Here is a 19,611-nt window from a genome sequence, read left to right as displayed (position 1 = left end):
TTGGAAATCGTGACTCCCCATCAAGGTTTTAGATTTGCAGCCCCGACAACGCCCCCGTACTGTCACCGAAAAAATCAACTGGCGTTCCAAAACGGTCCAACATGGCCATGAACAAGTTGCACATCGGCGTTTCGGGAGCCACTTGAACGTGCCGACCTGCATCAATCGTTCCACCGCCACCACCGGCAAGCAAAACGGGCAGGTTCTCGTTGTTATGGCGATTCCCGTCACTGATCGCACTACCATAGCAGATCATCGAATGGTCCAATAAGTTACCGTCGGCTTCGGGTATGGACTTCAACTTTTCGATCAAATACGCGAACTGATTGACGTGAAAACGGTTGATCTCGCGGATTTTTGCGTGCTTCGCAGCATCACCGCCGTGGTGGGATAAATTGTGATGCCCCTCGGGAACGTCGATGTGTCGATAGCTTCGATTGCTGCCCGCGTTTGCGAGCATGAAGGTTGAAATCCTGGTGCGATCGGTTTGAAAAGCCAAAACGATCATGTCACACAACAATCGAATATGCTCCGCGTAATCATTGGGCGTTCCCCTTGGAATGGGATAATCGAAATCAACGGAAACTTTAGGCTCGTCATCGGTCCGTTCAATCCGCCGTTCGACTTCGCGAACTCCGTTCAAAAACTCATCCAATTTCTGCTGATCGTTACGACCGAGTTGATTCTGCAATCGCTTTGCATCATCGGCGACGAAATCAAGAACGCTCTTCTTTAAGGCATGGCGCCGTAACGCGTCTTTGTCTTGATCAAGCGGTGTCCCGTCTCCGAACAATCGCTGAAAAACAAACTTTGGGTTCGTTTCCTTCCCAACCGGCGTGGATTCCGCGGACCATGAAACGTTCGACGAGTAGGCGCAGCTATAGCCGCTGTCGCATCCCCCGGCCCCGCGTCCCGGCTCACAACCTAATTCCAACGAAGCAAATCGAGTGGCCCCACGAGTCGCTTGAGCCGCAACCTGGTCGACCGAAACGCCTGACCGGATATCGGAACCATCGGTCTTCCGCGGCTGAGCTCCGGTTAAGAAGACCGACGCACTTCTCGCATGATCGCCGGGACCATCACCGTTGCTGCGTCCCTTATCGTGCGTCAAGCCACTCAACACCGTCACGTCGTCGCGAAGACGTGAAAGGGGAGACAGGATGTGTGGTAAATCGTAACCATACCCCAGACGTTTCGGAGTCCAATCCGGAAGATGCACTCCATTGGGTACAAACAAAAAAGCCATCCGACGTGGGACCGTCACAGCGGATGCCGCCACCGACCGAGGCATGATGGATTCAAGAAAAGGGAGTGCCAGAGAGACACCAAGGCCGCGCAGCACTGTTCGCCGCGTCAATCTGCTTATTTGGATCGTCATGGTTCGCTCCTCGCCTCGCGAAGGGTAAAGGGATCGCTGGAAACGATAGCCGCTACCAACGAACTAAAACGATAGTCATTCTCAGCCAGAGTCTTGACGGCATCCTTGACGACGCACCGATCGTAGGAATCGAGTCCGCGTCCAAGTGCGTAGGTCAACAATTTTCCAGCCAAACACCTACAGAAGGCATCGCGTTTTTCAGCCGCCAGAATTCCGATCAATTCGGACGCACCCGCGAACGATTTGCCACCCGGTAATTCTCCCGATGCGTCAATCGTGTAGCGCCCGTCAAGGTCTCGCCAGCCACCGATTGCGTTAAAGTTCTCGAGACCAAAACCCAGTGCATCCATCTTTCGATGACAGACGGCGCACGCCTCGTTCGCTCGATGTTGCTCCATTTTTTCCCGCAGCGAACCAAGCGTCTCGTCACCCGCTTCCAATTCAGGAACATTCGGCGGTGGCGGCGGAGGGGGTTCATCCAAGATATTGTCTAAAATCCATTTCCCCCGTTTGACCGGTGAGGTTCGCGTCGGATTTGACGTCAACATTAGAATGCTCGCATGCGTTAACACACCGCGCCGGCGATCCGGCAGCGTCACTCGCTGGAACTGGTCACCGGAAACGTTTGAGATTCCATAGTGGCGTGCGAGCCGCTGATTCACAAACGTGTAGTCGGCTTCGAGGAACTCCAGCACACTGCGATCTTCCTTGACAATGGTCTCAAACAAGATCTCGGTCTCGCGGCGCATCGCTGAGCGAAGTTCCCCGTCAAACTCGGGAAATAAATCGGGATCCGGGTTAAGGCGCGCCACATCGCGAAGTTGTAGCCATTGCCCGGCAAAGTTATCGACTAAAGCACGCGACTTTGGATCCGCCAACATTCGATCCACTTCCGAGCGAAGCGTTTCCTGGTTGCGAAGTTCCCCAGAGGCAGCCAAATCGAACAGTCGCTGATCAGGCATGCTACTCCAAAGGAAGTAGGAAAGACGCGATGCGAGCTCGTATCCACTGAGTTCGCGGATGCCATCCAAATCCTCCACATCCGGATCCTGTTCAACACGGAACAAGAAGTTTGGGTTGACCAAAACCGCCGTCACAACCGTTTCAAAGACCTCATCGAGAGGACTGCCGCTCTCATACGCGTCACGCATGATCTGAAACAATCGGTCGTCTTCTTCTTGACTTAGCGGTCGGCGATAAGCCCGCTGTGCAAACTGCCGTGCGTTGCGTCTTGCAACCTCAACGCGCTGTTCGGGATTCGCTGGCTCGTGCGGAAACGCTCGCTTTTTCGCATCCTCGTTCTCGCTCAGTTGACTTGCGATCGTGACAGCCGCATCTAAATACTTCTCAAGTAAGATTGGCGGAATCGTCAGAACATCGGCGATATTGTCGAAGCCATTTCCAACATCATCGGATGGGAAGCCGTCGGCCAGATGCAGATCCAATCCCGTAAGATCCCGAACCGTGTTGTCGTATTCGGCCTTGTTCAAACGGCGAATCGTAACGCGGCCCGGATGTCGGGCCACCGTACAGTCAAACGTAGCCAACTCCGTTTCAATCGCCGCTGTAACGTTGACGATCTCGTCCGCAGTCGGCTGCAGCTCGTCCGCCGGCGGCATCTGATGCTCCTCAACCAACCGAATGATCTTTTCCCACAACTCGTAATCCCGTTGGACATTTGGGGAATCGATCAAAAGGTCAAGGGCAACACCCCCTTCGGCCGAATCACCGCTGTGACAATCGATACAGTAGGAATTCAAAAACGGCACGACCTGCTCCCCATAGTGATCGCGCGACAAAGCATCCTCGCCGCGAGATTGACTAGGGGGAAGCGCAAGCAAGCTCGCCGCCAACAAAGCGACAAAACAAACGGGTGGGGATGAAAGGTAGGGTGAAGCCATCTCTCGCATTCTATCGAGTTGAACGATTGTTGGCAAAACAAAATCGATACGGCGATAACGAGTTCGGCAAAGGCCTCGCCGATTCACGCAGGAAAATCGAGGGCGGACCATTCACGCAAACAGATAAGCTACACGTAACACCCTGTGATACAGAGAGTTGCGCCAACTCTAGTGGACCGTCAGCATGAAATCTAGGGCAGTGGATTTCGCCAGAAATCCGTAACTCAAATGTGCTCAGGGACTTCCGACGAAGTCCACTACGTCCCAACTCGCCGTTTTAACCTTGACGGTCCACTAGTCGATGAGCTTGTTGATTGGATACTCAACAATCCCCGTCGCCCCCATCAATTTCAGTTGTGGAATGATATTCCGGACCACCGATTCCTCGACAATCGTGATCACGTCGACCCAATCGGGACTCGACAGCGCAGAGATGGTCGGCTTTTGCAATGCCGGCAGGATCGCCAAGACCTCGTCGAGGTTCTCCTTGGCGACGTTCATCATCAATCCCACCTTTCCCTCGGCATTCAGGCAGGCAGACAACATCAGCGAAATATTCTCCAGTTTATTCTTTTTCCACTCATCCTGATATGCATCTCGATTGGCGATCAACCGAGTCGTACTTTGCATCACCTCGTCCACGATCCGAAGGTCATTGGCTCGCAGAGAGCTCCCCGTTTCGGTGACTTCAACAATCGCGTCTGCCAACTTCGGTGGCTTGACCTCGGTCGCGCCCCATGAAAACTCGACCCGAGCCTCGACGCCATGTTTTTCCAAGTAACGCTTGGTCAACCCTACGGCTTCTGTAGCGATCCGCTTACCCGCCAGGTCCTTGACAGACTTAACGGGGGAATCATTGGGAACACACAGTACCCACCGCACCGGTCGACGGCTGACTTTCGAAAAGACCAATTCGCAAACTTCAAGAACATCGGCTTCATTTTCCAGGATCCAATCGAGGCCGGTGATTCCAGCATCCAACACACCTTGTTCGACATAGCGAGCCATTTCCTGTGCACGAATCAACAGGCATTCGATCTCGCCATCATCGATGGTTGGGTAGTACGACCGCGAGGAAAACTTGATGTTGTATCCCGCTCGTTCAAACAACTCCGCAGTGGACTGTTGCAAACTTCCCGCAGGGATCCCCAGCTTAAGAACATTGTTGCCGGCCATAATCTGTTTCACCTTTCTGTATGGTTGGATTGTCAGTTGTTGGGCTGCTTTAGAGCATTCTTATTATTGATGTGGCTGGGGCTTCCAGCCCCAGTTGAGAAGAACGCTGCGGTTGGAAGCCACAGCCACGAAACACGCAGCCTACGGCATTCTGCAAAATGCTCGAGACTGGCCGAAAGCCACGGAATCACCGAACACACCCTGAACCGGGAACTCAAGCTGTTCTACTTCTGCTTGTAAACTTCTTTCGGATCAAATACGCGTTCGCCTACGACCCTGGGCTCGGCTTGACCGGGGACCAATTGGCGGAAAAAGCAACTTCGGTAGCCTTCGTGGCATGCAGCACCGCCGATTTGGTTGACTTTGATCAGCAGCGTGTCCGCATCACAATCAAAATAGATTGATTTGACTTCTTGCACGTTGCCGCTTTCTTCGCCTTTCCGCCACAAACGACTTCGACTTCGGCTGAAGTAACAGACACGTCCCGTTTTGAGCGTCTCAGCGTACGCTTCCTCGTTCATGTAGGCCAACATCAAGACGTCGCCACTCGCCTCATCTTGGGCGATCACGGGAATCAAATCACTCTTACTAAAATCGGGGCCGTTCACCTTCGTCTCCTGCATTCAATTCGGCAATTGCTACCGATACGCCATAGAAATGAAGGGCGTAGGATAGCAGCGCCATGCAAGTCAGCCAAGTTGGAGCTCGACCTTTCGGGTACCCAAAGCCATCCACCGTCCTGCGACGGTGAATGTGCTCGTCAATTTGGCGACCCGGGCTGGAGCCCCAACGATCAGGCGGCAGGAGATCCGATCGCGATCACTGCCCCGGCATTCCGGGGAAGTTGAACTGAGGCATTCCACCCGCACCGGCTGGCCCACCTTGCGGTTGTCCTTCGTCGGCGTTAGCCGCTTGAACCAATTCCTCTCGTTTGATCCGCAATTTGCGGTAAGTGTCTTCCGGAATCACGTAATACCAATCGGCGAACCGAGCGTTCAACTCGCGAACCTTCCGTCGAGCTGCCTCGAGGTTGTCGTTTCGCTCGTCAAGTTTCCGTTGATTCTCCTTGGTGATCTTCTCTTGCTCCGACTGCAATCGCTCGAGCTGCTCCTCTTCGGTCAATTGCTCGTCGGCAGGCTCGGCTTGCTCCGACGCTTCCGACTGACTTTCCGCAGCCGTGTCCGCTACTTCCATCGCAGCTTGACTTTCAGCCGGCGCATCGTCGGCTTCGCCATCTTGCTCGCCACCGACTTCTCCTTCCTGTTCCACCTGGCTCTCCTCTTGTGCTTCCCCTTGCCCGGTGGTTTCTCCACTCGCTTCGAGTTCGGTTTCACCTGACTCCGCCGGGGGCTCTTCCGAGCTAGCAGGTTCTTCCGAAGCGGCAGGCTCTTCCGAGCTAGCAGGTTCTTCCGAAGCGGCAGGCTCCTCCGAAGCGGCAGGTTCTTCCGAAGCGGCAGGCTCTTCGCTGGTCATTTCCGAGTCTTCGCTGGACGTTGGTTCCGACACCTCGACGGCCTCGGCTTCGTCTGCGCCCCCTTGATCGCCTTCTTCGCCACCCAATAAGGCCTCAAGTTCCTCGAGTGTTTGAGGGACAGCGGTCAATTCGGGGGCAGGAAACGTTCCTTCGTCGACTTGGGTGGTCACCAACAAATATCGGTTCACGCCGCCGGTCGCGTCATTCTCTTCGCCTTCGGTTGCCAGTTGATCCTGCTCGCTCGTCACACCCGAAACGTTTCCGAACCGCATGATGTACTGGACGCCGTCCTTCAGCGAGACGGTTAACTCACCGTTGGCCGACAGCACCTCGATTTCGCCATTAGGGCCCGCAGGCACGGGGTAGAAACCGCGCCGAGCAAGTGATTGCAGCGCGTCGTCATCGGAAATCAACTCCTTATCCGCACGCAGATTCTCACTCATTCCTTCGGGCTTACGAACGACATCGACAATCTTCAGATCATCGAGAGCGTTCTTCATATCGTTCAACTTCGACGCATTCAGTTCTTCGTCCAAACCGAGCACAACGGGTGTCGGATCGCCCATCGGATCGTCGCTGGCATATTCCTGAAGCTTTGCCAATTTCCACTCCGAGCCGTCCATTTCAACTTCGGCGGTGTAGTTGCGATTCAGTGAAATCTGGCCCCCCTGCCCCAACAGCGCGCTGTAATCTTTGATCTCCATCGAGTCGATATCGATGCTGCTCAGTTGCAACAGATCTTCCTCGATCCAATCTTGGAATCGAGTGTTCAGCGGCGTTTCGTCCAGCTTCACCACGTAGACAGGATCTTGGCCTGGGCGACGAACGTAAACCATGGTTGGATCGTCTTTGGTTTTGTCGCCGATGATCAATGCCGCCAAGGTGGCCTGCGCATCGTCCTTCAGCGTCACCAGCCGGCCGACCCCGTCGTCACCCACTTCAAGGTCTTCGAGTGACGGCTCGACAACACCGAGATCATCGTGATCCTCAGCGTTTTCCGTTTGAATGTCGAGGACCTTCAGGTCGACAAGTGCGTTCGCCGCCTCCTTCATTTGATCCACGGCATCGGCGGGGTAGCCTTTGCGTGACGGGATCGTCCAAAGTCCCGTTTGTCGATCTTTTCGCACCTCAAAGGAATCGAGCGTTCCTTGCAATTCATCGAACGTAACGATTTTCATGCTTGCCGCGTTCAGAGGATCTTTAAAATCGCCGAACAACGGTTTGCCAATAATCGTCGCCGTTTCGTTCTCGTTGGATGGAGGCCATGCAACGATCACAGCAATGCCAAGCATTACCACAGCCGCGGCCCAAAACACACCAGTTTTCATTCCTTCAGTCACGTCTCAATCTCACTATTTCAAACGGCTTTTGCTGATATTTTCTCGCTCACGTAGTCGCCGCGAGGCGAACACAATCACACCGACAATCAACGGTGGAATGCACGGCAACGCAACGGCGGCCGCTTTAACTTGGTTTTGAATCGCAGTCACTTTCTGGTCCGCAACTCGCTGGATGTCTCGCGTGTTCCGTTCCAGGTCTCTTTGGGTCTTCGTCTGCTTCACATCCAACATTCGCTGTTCGCGTTCTTGTCGCGTCTGGAATTCTTGAACCTTCGCTTGCATTTCTGCTCGCGAGATGCGTCCATCAGCACTCTCCTTTTGAAGCTTTTCCAGCTCTTCTTTCAGCGACTTCAATTCTGTATCCATCTTTTCCTGCGCCGTACGAACGGTCGCATCGTACTGGTCCTGGAATTCCTTCGTCTGCTCGCGGACTTCGGTACTCGCCTTTTCTTTGACCGAATCAATCATCTTCAAACTGGCAAAAATTGGCTCGTGCTTTCGGACTTCGATGAACTCCGTTTCTCCGGTCAACCAGTCAATCGTATTGAGTAGGAAGGTCACGTTTTGGAACTGAAACTTCATCTCCGCCGCTTGGCTCGGGTCGGCTCGAATCTGCAAGAAGACGGGCAACATCAAATCGACATCCGAGATGTAGACAGCTTTGACCCCTTTGAGGCCGGCACTTAAATCCGGTTCGACTTCATCGCCTGGTTCGCCATCGGTGTCCGCGTCGGCTTCGGTCGCGTCCGGTTGCTCGCCTTCGATTGCCATCGCGATCGCGAGCCCAGGACTCTTCGAATCGACTTCGCGAGCCAAGGTGGTTTGTCCCTGCAAGACCTGCATGGCCTTTTCCATCGAAATCAAGCCGCTTTCGGTTCCCGTCAACAGCAACGGAGTGTGCTTGAGCGTTGTCGAAGCCTTGGCTCGAACCGCACCGCTATAAAGCGACAACACTTCACGCAGCCCCGAGGTGATTTCGTTCTCTTGGCTAAAGGCTTCGCCATCGACGATGCCCGGCGCTTCGTTCTTGATGAACACCCAGAGGTCGTCAATGTTCATTTGCAGGTTTGGATAAGGATTGTATTGCTGCCAGACCAAATCGGGGGCATACAAACCTTGCATCCCCGGTCGGCCTGGAACTTCAATCTCAAGCGCATCCCAAAGATCGCGAATTTCGCCCTTTGGCATGGGCCCCCCACCGCCGAACATGGAACCAGGATTTTGTTTCTGCATCCCCGTCGGAGTTACGTAGGGTGTCACTCGTGGCAGCGGATCTTCAAGGATCGCAACCGGGACCCCCAACTTGATCGCATCGACCAGTCGCCCGAATTGATCGGGAGCTAGCGACGAGGGTTGGACCGCAAACAGTGCGTCGTACATGCCTGGCGCGACGGGGCCACTCAAATCGACTTCTTCGACTTCGTACTGCTTTGCAAGCTCATCGATCAACGGGTGCTTCTCCACTTGCTGCATCGACATTCCGTCCATCACCGTTCCCCCCATCAACCTCGCATCGGTGGCAACGATTCCCAGCCGTTTGCGGGATCCATGAGCAACCGTATTGATGGAGCGCACCAACTCGTATTCGACCGGGATGCCATATTCAAAAATCGGCACGGTCACTTTCTCAAGCCCCGATCGGAACGCGGCACCAAGAATCAATTGCTTCTGCTGAAACGATCCTTTCTCACGAACCATCCGTGTGACCGGTTCGATTCCAAATCGCTCGGCCGCCAAGGCCGCTTCCTCGCTGAACAACTCGATTCCATCGTACAAATTCACCTCGATGGTTCGCTCTTGCTTGGCTGCTTCGCTACGGAACTCTTTCAGCAAGTTGATCAATTCATAGCGAGTCCGAGCATAAAGTTCCGGTACATCGCTGCTGATAAACGCGTCGATCACAATCGGCCGCTCAGAATCAAGGTCTTGGATCAATCCTTTGGTCGCACCCGCCAACGAGCTGACCTTGCCTTCGGTTGCGTCATAGCGAACGATGTCTTTGTTTCGAAACAGCGTCACAGCACCCGTGGTGAACAGGATCAATGCGAGAACACGCGCCAAATAGTGCCAAGCCATCGTGTTGCCGTCTTTACCACCGGTCCAGTGTCGGCGGCCAATCAAGACCATGCTGGCATAGAGCGCCACAGCCGCGACGAGCACGAAGTACGTCACCGACGATAAGCTGATCACCCCCCTACCAAAATCATCAAAGGGCCGAGCAATCCCGCTACTGGCAAGCCACTCCGCAATCTGTTGGTTGGGGCTGATGGAGTCCGCCAGCGATGCAAAGGCCAACGGAGCGTTGAACAGAGCACCGAGAATAAAGCCTACCGTCAAGTTACCGGTCAAGAACGAAGCGATCATGCCGATCGCGATCATCGCCAATCCGACGAACCAATATCCTAAGTAACTGGTGAAGATCAGCCCCGTGTCGAGCCCACCCTCGGTCAGAATCGCCAGCGTCACAAATGTACTCAATTGGCTAAATAATAGCGACGCAGTAAAAATTGCAGCCGCGGCCATGTACTTGCCAATCACGATATCAAAGTCATCGGCTGGCAACGTCAGCAGCAGTTCGTCGGTACCTTGACGCTTTTCTTCGGCCCAAATGCTCATCGTGATCGCTGGAATAAACACCAACATGATCAGCGGGAACCAGTAGTTCAACTGATCAAGCGTCGCGAGGTTTTGATTGAAGAATTCGTAGGGCCAAAATGCGGCGACCGACGTCAAAAAGACGAAGATACATAAGAACACATAACCCGTCGGGTTCCCGAAGTAGCCGACAAAGTTGCGTTTCAATACCGCGTAAGCAACCTTTTTGGTGCCCGCCAACAAGGCGACCACCGCTAACAGCACGAGCAGCAGGATCAAGTCCAGAATGAACAGACTTAATAGCGAGGAAGTGACGTTATTGAGCGTCATGGCTTTTGTATTTCAGGGTTGAAAGAGACTTCGAACTTGTACGGAGGCGGCGGAAAAATCGCACGCTCCTTAAACCGCTTCGTCGTGGGTCAAAGCATGGAACGCATCATCAAGATCGCTGCCACCATGCTCACGCAGCCCATCGACGCTGCCGTCATAGACCAAGCGGCCTTCGTTGATCAGCACCACACGACTGGCCATCGCCTCCACTTCTTGCAAAATGTGCGTGCTCAGCAAGATGGTTTTGGTTTCACTCAGGCGTCGCATCGTTTTTCGCACGCCACGAACCTGATTCGGGTCTAAACCAGCCGTCGGCTCATCCATGATCAACACGTCGGGCTCGTGAAGCAAAGCCTGACTCATCCCCACACGTTGTTTGAACCCTTTGGACAACTTGCTGATCGGCTTGTACATGACCGTCGACAAATCACAGATTTCCACCACCGCTTCGATACGGTCCTTCTTTTGGGCTGTCGACATGCCGCGCGCTTCCGCAAAGAAGCTCAACATTGCCAACGGTGTCATTTCGGGATAGAGGGGGCCATTTTCGGGCAAATACCCCAATTGGCGACTCCCTTCGATGCGATCCTCCATCATGTTGTGACCCGCGATCCGACCGATTCCTTCGCTCGGCGCAATGTATCCGGTCAACATCTTCATCGTGGTGCTTTTTCCGGCACCGTTGGGCCCCAAGAAAGCCACCAATTCCCCTTCGCCCACCGAAAAGGTGACGTCGCGAGCGGCAGCGAACGGACCATAAAACTTGCTTAGCCCAATCGCCTCGATCATCGGCTTTCGGGATTCAGGTTCAGTCGTCATACGGCAGTGTCTTTGGTAAGTCCTAAATAGGCAAAACGTTCCTGCGAGAAAGCGGGAATATAACGATCTCACCGTGGTTCTCAACACCCGCTACGCGAATAAAACAACGACGGTTCACAAAGAAAACTGGAAAAAACGCCCGATTTCCGGGGGGGGGGGGACGAGCGATGGCCGACTCCGGCGAAGGAAGCGACCGGAGTCCTCAACGAAACCAAATTCCAGGCTTGGCACCTGCAACCTCACCGAAGCCCAGCACCGCCCCTGGATGAATCAATGATGCCGGCGGATGGATGGCCTACTCGAAAACCAGGCAGCGTTGAAGGACTACCGGTCCGCCGAAATCATTAGCTTCCTTCGCTTCGCCGCAACGGTCTCGGTTTTGATACCCAGGAACTCTGCAATCTCTTTGTCTGGCTTCTTGCCGAGCATCTTGATTTCAGCAGGGGACCAGGTGTGGCGTTTGCCGTTGATCCGAATGCCGTGCCTGGCTCGATACCCACTGATCGCAGTGACTGGAATTCCGGTTCTCTCGGATACGGATGCGTCAGAGTACTTTCCCAGCATCTCGACCACCTCTGGCGTCCAGCGGGCCTTCGACGCAGCGACCGTAGGGTTCTCGATGCCGAGCGATTGACGCTTCGCGATGACTTTGCGGCGGCCGGTGCCCATCCGTCGGGCGATCTCTGCGTCCGACAATTTGCCAAGCCACGACAACTGCTTCTTCGTCCATACCCGCGGAGAGCGTCCCTTGCGGACCGATTGGATCCCGAGTGATTCGCGTTTTGCAGCAACCGTCGTGGCGTCCAGCTTCAATCGACGAGCAACTTCCGAATCATTCAGCTTGCCCAGCCACGCCAACTGTCTCTTCGTCCAACGGTGACGCAACTGCTTGCGTGACGACCCGAACGGCTCAATGCCCAAACTCTGACGCTTTCGGGCGACCGAGGTCTTCGTTACACCAAGGCGGCGGGCGACTTCGACGTCGGACATCGTGCCGAGCAACTTCAAGTCTTTTGGACCCCATGGCTTCCATCTCACGGGCAAGATGCCTCGCACCTGCCGGGCGGCCTGGATCGAACCGACTTCCCGTCCCGATCGTTCGGCAATCTCATGATCCGACAGTTTGCCCAAGTTGCGGACAATGGCGGCAGGAAGCTTCGGGGCCATCGCGTTGTAGAAAGATCTGAGAAGAAAAGGGGATCCCCCCAGCACACCCATCAAGCACTGGGTGGATTCAATCAGATCAAATCATGGCTGCGATGTCAACCACAGGCCCATAAAACCAAGCAGAAGGTTGCCCCATGCCCCATAAGGCAACCGAATGGCAAGCGTCTGCTAAAACTTCCCAGATCATGCCACTTCGGCAAGACGTTCCATTGTTGAACCAGCTTACGGGGAGTCGGCCCTGGACGCCTCTAAAGCGCCTCGCTGTTTTCGAGAATCGAGATCTCGGCTCCATCGAGAAAGCTTACCAACGACTTGGCGCGATAGGGCTGCTGCAGCTTGCGGACAGCCTTGCTCTCGATCTGGCGCACTCGTTCGCGAGTGACATGGAAGATCCGCCCGACTTCCTCGAGCGTGTACGTGTAGCCATCGGCCAAACCGTATCGCAACCGCAGAATTTCTCGTTCGCGATAGTTCAACGTTTCCATTGCCATGTCAATCTGAGCCTTCAAAGCTTCGCGATTGGTTTCCAGCAATGGATCGTCATCGCGATAGTCTTCTAGGAACTCCCCAAACACGCTCTCTTCATGATCTCCGATGGGTTGGTCAAGCGACAACGGTTGACGACTCATCTTCAAGATCACGCGAGTGTCTTCGATCGCCAGCCCACTGCGTACCGCAACTTCCTCGGCGGTAGGTTCGCGGCCGTTTTCTTGCACAAGATCCCGCGTGATTTGCCGAATCTTGTTCATCGTATCAATCATGTGCACCGGCACTCGAATGGTGCGACTCTGGTCGGCAATCGCTCGCGTGATCGCTTGGCGAATCCACCACGTTGCATAGGTACTGAATTTGTAACCTCGAGCATGTTCGAATTTGTCGACAGCTCGCATGAGTCCCGTGTTACCCTCTTGGATCAGATCCAAGAATGACAGTCCGCGGTTCCGGTATTTTTTTGCGATCGACACGACCAATCGTAGATTTCCGGCTGACAACACACGCTTCGCCGCATCATAGTCTTCGCTGAAGTGGTCGCATTTGTGAACGCGGCGCGACAGCGTTTTGGGTGTTTCGAAGGTCAATCGCATCAAGTAGTGCAATTCGCTTTGCAATTCTTCGACCGTCGGCATGGCTGGCAATTGAAGCCTTTCGGGGTCTGCCAACAGCGATCGAATCTCGTCCATGCGCGTCGCGGTTTTCCGCAGCTTTTCAAACAACGGTTGAAGCTTGTTGGTTCGCAGATTCATTTCTTCAATCAAGCGAACTGCCTTATTGCGGCGAACGACGAGATTCTTCCAAGCAGCCCGACGCTGTCGCATACTCAAGCGTTTGTTGATCGCCGCCATAAAGTCCGCGCGATTTTGCCCCAACAGGTGCTGTAGCGTACGAACATTGGGGACAATCCTCTTCATGATTGCTCGTTTTTCGGTAGCGTTGGTCACGCTGACTTCGATCGTCCGGTCCAGACGCAGTTTCTTGTCACGCACCTGCTCAAGCAATTTGAGAGCACCCTGCAGCATCAGGTCGGTCGCCAACATCCAGTGTCGGTATCGATCCCGCGTACGTTCAATCTGTTTTGCTGCCGAGACTTCTTGTTCGCGACTCAATAGTGGGATTTGGCCCATTTGCATTAAGTACATGCGAACGGGGTCTTCGGTGGGGTCTGTTTCCGATTCGATGCGACGCCGATTTCGCTCGAGATCTTCCTCGCTCAATTCACTGGTTTCATCTTCTTCGGCATCAACATACTCTTCGCCCATCACGCGTGTTCGGCGGCTGACCGATTCCTCCGCATCATAGGCATCATCCTGCAAACTGCGGCGGCTGAATTTTTTTCCCATCAAGATCTCCTCGGCACCTGTGTCGAAAACGTCGGTTAGGTGTGAGAGGTACCATGCAGGATCAGTACCGGGGCTACTCAAAGGTTGAGCGTAAATCATGGCAAAGTCTTCCCAGCGAATAGTTTAGGTGAATAGAAGGGGCCAAGACCGAGCCGAGCATGTTTCGCAAAAACAACGTGGTCGCGTTGCCAAAAAGCAACATCATGTCGCGATTTTCGCCTTGGACACGCCGCCGCCTTGCGAGTGGGCTCACTCGTCTCTCCTCGCCTCCTGCTTTGAATCTTTCCCCCGTGTTAAAGGTTAGGTTACGTTCGGCGCGCACTACACGAATTCGTGAAAAGGATTTACACTTATCAAGATGAATGCCCCATCCGAATCGCAACCGCCTTTTGAAAAACAAACAACCGGTGATGACCGTCCATCAACAGGACGCCCCCGTCGATGGACGAAGGTCATCCCATTCAAGAGCCCTGAAGAAGCGAGCAAGAACATCGAGTGGATCTGGCGTTTTGAGGGAAGTGACTCTCTGCACGCGTCACTTCAAAAGCAATTGATCGAAGGCCTGCGGCTCCACGATGACCCCGATGATCTGCTCATCCGTCTTCGCCTTTTCCTGGATGCTTGCCCCGATCCAGCCGCTCGACTGAGTTCTTTTGCAACTGATGAAACGGCCTTGCAATCTCTGTTGCAAATCTTTGCGAATTGCCGGCCGCTGAGCATGCGGTTGATTGCTGACCCCAATCGGTTTGATTGGCTCCGGCAAAGTGGCGGAGCAAGTCTGGATCGAGATGCCTTGACGAGCGACCTTGAAAAGGCGCTGGATGTCCTTGACGATCCAGTTCGCGCCGCCGAAGTGATCCGGGATTTCCTCGACCGCGAAACCAGTCGTGTCATCTATGGCGAATTCGTGCGTGCCATGGTCCCTGAAAAAGTGGGGCGTCAGCTGTCATGCATTGGCGATGCCGTCGTTTGCTGTGGATTGAACTTCACACTCAAGTACCTCAGCAATCAGCGTGGCACGCCTCAAATGCCAAGTGGCAATGTTCCCCAAGTCACCGTGATTGGACTGGGGCATTTTGGAGCCGAAGAGATGAGCTACGGCGATGCGCTGGAACTGGTCTTTCTGTTCGACCGCATTGACTCGTGGAACCAAACGCATCGTGAGTTTTATGAGCAGCTGGTGCGCGAGTTCACCCGACTACTCCGAGCCGAGGCGTTGCACCCATTCCAACAGCTGATGGGCATGCAAGTCGATTTGCGGTCGAGCCCGAAGTATGAGACCGGAACGCGGATTTGTAGTTCCTTTGAAGCGATCCGTATTTATGAGACTTCCGGACGAACCTGGCAGCGGCTCGGATACATTAAAGCACGCGTGGTGGCGGGCAGCGATGAATTGGGCCGGGCTTTTCTCGATCGATTGCAACCGTGGGTCTATCACCGATTCATTAGCCGCACCGATTTGGCAGAGATTCGAACTTTTCAGCATAAGCTGCAGCGCCGAACGGACTCGGACACCCACGGCAATGTTGCCACAAAGGATCGAACCAATCATGCAACGACGGATCCCGCTGCTAGCCAGCCGGTTCCACCCCTGAACGTGCTCAAAGCACCGGGCGGACGTAACGATATCAATCGCACCGTGCAGTTTTTGCAATTGCTTCATGGGGGCGATTTGAAGAGCGTTCGAATCGGCAATACCTACGATGCCATCGTTGCACTTGAACAAGCGGGATGTGTGACTTCGCAAGAAGCGTCCTTGTTATCCGAAAACCATGCGAGATTAACTCGATTGCAGCATCAATTGACGGTGTCGCTTGGTGTAGATGATGCCATCGTTCCAAGCGAAACCGCGGAAATCGAACGGATTGCATGGAGACTTGGAATTCGCAATACGGAAACACACCAAGGTGATGCAAACCGATTTCTTGATCAACTGAACGAAGTGTTTGTCTTGAATCGGCGGATCATTAACCATTTGATGCTTGATGCCCCGGACGATGGCGCCGTTGTCGCTGCCGAAACCGAATTGATGCTCGACCCCGACCCGACTGCTGAAATGGTCGACAAGACGCTATCGAAGCACCATTTGAAACATCCACGCCGGGCGATGGAAGACTTGGTTTCGTTGAGCACCGAGTCGGTCCCGTTTCTGTCGCCCCATCGTTGTCGGCACTTCTTTTCCCTGATCGCTCCTGCTCTGTTGTCGGAAATTGCCAAAACGCCAATGCCTGGCCGGACCTTGGCTTCGCTCGTGAAGGTCACCGAATCGCTGGGCGCAAAGGCGACGTTGTGGGAGTTGTTTGCGGCGAACCGGCCAACGATGCAGTTGATGGTTCGGTTGTGTGCATCCGCGCCGTACCTGGTTGGGATTTTGGTGGAGAACCCTGGAATGATCGACGAACTGGTCGATTCGTTATTGATGGACCGGCTGCCATCGGCGCAACGCCTCGATGCGCAATCAATGGAGTTATGCCGCGGCGCTCAGGATCTCGACCCGATTTTGCACAGCTTCAAGAACAGTGCGCACTTGACGATCGGGGTTCGCAATATCTTGGGCAAAGAATCATTGGCGGCGACACAGCAATCACTCGGGGATACCGCCGATGCCTGTTTAAGGCGGATCGCCGAATACGAAACCGAATGCTTGGCGTCACAGTTTGGTGACCCCGTAACTGCGAACGGTGATCCTGCGGAGTTGATCCTGCTTGGGTTGGGAAAACTGGGGGGGCGCGAGCCGAATTACCACAGCGATCTTGACGTCGTCTTCTTGTACAGCGACGACGGCGAAACCCAACGCCGTACGGGAGGGCCACGATCCACAACCACCAATCGGAGTTTTTTCAACCAACTCGCGCGTCGGGTACTCGAACGAATTGAAACGACGGGTCCACGGGGGCGGTTGTACGAAGTAGAGGGCCGGCTGCGGCCAACGGGCGACGAGGGCATGTTGGCGGTATCGATTGTCGATTTCCTCAAGCGTTTCGATCAAGAGGACCTTCCTCTATGGCAATGGATGGCGATTTGCAAATCACGCTCGATCTCCGGTTCGCGTGTCGACCGAGCCGATTTAGAGTCACGTATCGCCAACGTGATCACTCGTGCGCCGTGGCGCCCCGATTGGGCCAGCAAGATTCGTCAACTGCGGCTACGGATGCAAGAGACTGCGACACCGGGGAACCTCAAACGAGGTGAAGGCGGGACCGCCGATGTTGAGTTTGTCTCTCAAGCTCTGACGCTGCGATTTGCAGCTCAGTCGCCTGAGGTGGTCGATTCCAATACGGTCGTGTCACTTCGCCTACTTTCCGAGGCAGGGCATCTACCCGAAGAGGAAGCGTTGCAGTTGATCGCAGGCTACCAAACAATTCGAGGCGTCGAACTCAACCTCAGGCTCATGAACTCGCCGTTGCGTCACGAGTTGCCACGCGAAGATTACCTGATGCAGAATTTGGCGTTCTTAATGAACGAGAACGATTCAAAAATGATTGTCGCAGCCTGCAGCCAAGCGCGACAGCGGAACCGAAAGCTATTGAATCGAATTCTGGATCGGATCAGCAGCTAAGGCAGGACCGATACGGCTAGTCCTCTTCAAAAATTGATCCAGTGGACCGTCAGCATTAAAATTGGCTCTCCCACGGAATGGGTGGGTAGCTGAATCAGCGGCATCGGACAGCCGCAAAATGAGGCTGGTTCGCGTTGCAGGAGGGCTGGCTCCTGTGGGGCTGGGAGGCATCGGTGACTCACCAAAGGTTACGGAAAATGCTGTCTCACCCATGAGTCACAGCGACCGGCGATTTCTTTCACATCGAGTCATGAATTTTATCAGAATACTCACTGGACGCCTTTCTTGCATCGCGTCTCCAACGAAGAACAGACGTCGGGAGAGGAGGGCTGGGAAGGCTACCACTATTGCCCCTCGCGGAACTGGCAATACAATTGACTACAATTGACATTGAAAATGCCAACGAAAAAAAACAAGCTGATATTCGACTCTGCTGAACTTCGCAATTGCCGCTGTGCGGTGTCGATAGGGGGCAACGCTTGGTGACCTAAAAAAGAGGTAGTATAAGACGTGACTCTGAAACGATTCTCATTGTGTCTGCTATTGTTTAGTGTGGTACTTTCACACTGTCCTTCGTCGAAGGTAAACGCCTATGAACCAGACTGGAAGTCGCTCCAGGAATATGATATTCCAGACTGGATGGCCGACGCAAAGTTTGGCATCTTTATTCACTGGGGTCCCTCTTGTGTTCCAGGCTATCGCACGGATTGGTACCCTCGTTGGATGTACCAAGATAAGGTGCAATGGAATCATCGTACCGGTGAGATTCAGGCTCACCGTCCACACCCTGCCTATCTCTATCACGTCAAGACGTATGGCGCCCCCTCGCAATTTGGGTACAAGAACTTCTTTCCGCTGTTCAAGGCTGAAGAGTTCGATGCCGAGGCCTGGGTTGATCTCTTTGTTAAATCCGGCGCCAAGTATGTGATACCCGTTGCAGAGCATCATGACAGCTACGCCATGTATGCTTCCAAGTTCACCCGCTGGAACTCAGTAGATACCGGTCCTCAACGTGATATTTTGGGAGAACTTCGTACCGAAATCAAAAAACAGAAGCTGATCTTTGGCGTCTCATCCCACTTAGCCTTTAATTGGGACTTCTACAATCAGCAGCCACACTTCGATACTGGTGATCCCAATTACGCCGATCTCTACGCCCCTCAACACGAACCCTATAGCAATACCAGTGCTGAGTTTTTGAAAACCTGGTGGCTGCGTACGAAAGACATCATTGACAACTACGAACCCGATATTCTCTGGTTCGATTTCGGAATCGACCGAGCTGAATGGGCGCCCTACCATGCCAGGTTGGCTGCCTATTATTACAACAGTGGCCTTAAACGCGGAGTGACACCTGTCCTGCAAACCAAGAACCTGAGCTATGATTCCTACCCTGCAGGCACCCACATGCTCGACCTTGAGCGAAGTAAATCGGATCAAATGCTCGATGAACTCTGGCAAACGGATACGTCAGTAGGCATCAATTCCTGGTTCTACTGCCGAGAGTGGGTTTCAAAATCGTCCAACTTGCTAATCGACGATCTCATTGACATCGTCAGCAAAAACGGTTGCCTACTCTTAAACATCGGTCCCGATGCGAGTGGCCGCATCCCAGCAGATCAGGCCAACGTACTGCTGGAAATAGGCGAGTGGTTGCAGGTCAACGGCGAGGCGGTCTACGGCACGCGTCCCTGGCATGTGTACGGAGAAGGACCTACCCAAGTTGCGACTGGCCATTTGAGTGAAGACAAAAACCAAAAATTCAACAGCCAGGATATTCGCTTTACCCAAAAAGGCGACACCGTTTACGCCATTATCTTGCAAGCTCCCGAAGGGAAGACGCTGATTCATTCGTTGAATGCTTCTACGCACGAAGAGCTAAAGAACATCAAGTCCATCTCTGTCCTAGGATCTGAGCGGACGCTGGATTGGGCCATGACGGACCAGGGCCTACAGATCGGCAGGATTGAAACCCCTCCCTTTGAGAGTGCGGTGGTATTGAAGATAGACTGCCAGCAGCTCTGAGAGTATCCA

General features: G+C 53.9%; 11 protein-coding genes. 2 read left to right on the top strand and 9 right to left on the bottom strand.

From position 1 onward, the window contains the following. Positions 1-28: 28 nt before the first annotated feature. The 9 genes from Poly41_RS05930 to Poly41_RS05890 form a co-directional block, all read right to left on the bottom strand. Positions 29-1,378, bottom strand: a complete 1,350-nt coding sequence (locus tag Poly41_RS05930; protein WP_146525035.1) for a DUF1552 domain-containing protein — start codon at positions 1,376-1,378, stop codon at positions 29-31. Continuing rightward, complete coding sequence (locus Poly41_RS05925; RefSeq protein WP_197231102.1) at positions 1,375-3,279, bottom strand: DUF1592 domain-containing protein; 1,905 nt, start codon at positions 3,277-3,279, stop codon at positions 1,375-1,377. The genes Poly41_RS05930 and Poly41_RS05925 overlap by 4 nt, the downstream gene beginning before the upstream one ends. 294 nt (positions 3,280-3,573) lie before the next feature. Then, on the bottom strand, positions 3,574-4,467 hold the full coding sequence (hisG, locus tag Poly41_RS05920) for an ATP phosphoribosyltransferase (RefSeq protein WP_197231101.1): 894 nt from the start codon (positions 4,465-4,467) through the stop codon (positions 3,574-3,576). A gap of 212 nt (positions 4,468-4,679) precedes the next feature. After that, entirely contained in the window at positions 4,680-5,063 is a 384-nt protein-coding gene (gene hisI, locus Poly41_RS05915; RefSeq protein ID WP_146525034.1) for a phosphoribosyl-AMP cyclohydrolase, read from the bottom strand. Between the two features lie 211 nt (positions 5,064-5,274). Further along, positions 5,275-7,257 carry a DUF4340 domain-containing protein gene (locus tag Poly41_RS05910; protein ID WP_231615447.1) on the bottom strand — a complete coding sequence of 661 codons (1,983 nt, stop codon included), beginning with the start codon at positions 7,255-7,257 and terminating at the stop codon, positions 5,275-5,277. Positions 7,258-7,281: 24 nt separating this feature from the next. Continuing rightward, a complete protein-coding gene (locus Poly41_RS05905) occupies positions 7,282-10,194 on the bottom strand; it encodes a Gldg family protein (RefSeq protein WP_146525032.1) in 2,913 nt (970 codons plus the stop codon). A 69-nt stretch (positions 10,195-10,263) separates the two neighbouring features. After that, positions 10,264-11,013, bottom strand: a complete 750-nt coding sequence (locus tag Poly41_RS05900) for an ABC transporter ATP-binding protein (protein WP_146525031.1) — start codon at positions 11,011-11,013, stop codon at positions 10,264-10,266. A 324-nt stretch (positions 11,014-11,337) separates the two neighbouring features. Beyond that, positions 11,338-12,180, bottom strand: a complete 843-nt coding sequence (locus Poly41_RS05895; RefSeq protein ID WP_231615446.1) for a DNA-binding protein — start codon at positions 12,178-12,180, stop codon at positions 11,338-11,340. Positions 12,181-12,428: 248 nt separating this feature from the next. Beyond that, positions 12,429-14,117, bottom strand: a complete 1,689-nt coding sequence (locus Poly41_RS05890; RefSeq protein WP_146525030.1) for a sigma-70 family RNA polymerase sigma factor — start codon at positions 14,115-14,117, stop codon at positions 12,429-12,431. 259 nt (positions 14,118-14,376) lie between these two features. On the opposite strand from Poly41_RS05890, the gene Poly41_RS05885 reads away from it, so the two are divergent. Both Poly41_RS05885 and Poly41_RS05880 read left to right on the top strand, forming a co-directional pair. After that, on the top strand, positions 14,377-17,577 hold the full coding sequence (locus Poly41_RS05885; RefSeq protein WP_146525029.1) for a [protein-PII] uridylyltransferase family protein: 3,201 nt from the start codon (positions 14,377-14,379) through the stop codon (positions 17,575-17,577). Between the two features lie 510 nt (positions 17,578-18,087). Then, positions 18,088-19,602 (top strand): alpha-L-fucosidase, encoded by a 1,515-nt coding sequence (locus Poly41_RS05880; RefSeq protein ID WP_146525028.1) that lies wholly within the window; start codon positions 18,088-18,090, stop codon positions 19,600-19,602. The last annotated feature ends 9 nt before the right edge of the window (positions 19,603-19,611 follow it).

Source organism: Novipirellula artificiosorum (assembly GCF_007860135.1).
GTDB classification, from domain to species: Bacteria; Planctomycetota; Planctomycetia; order Pirellulales; family Pirellulaceae; genus Novipirellula_A; species Novipirellula_A artificiosorum.
Note: the sequence above shows the minus strand (reverse complement) of the source record. Positions and strands in the feature narration are given on the sequence as shown.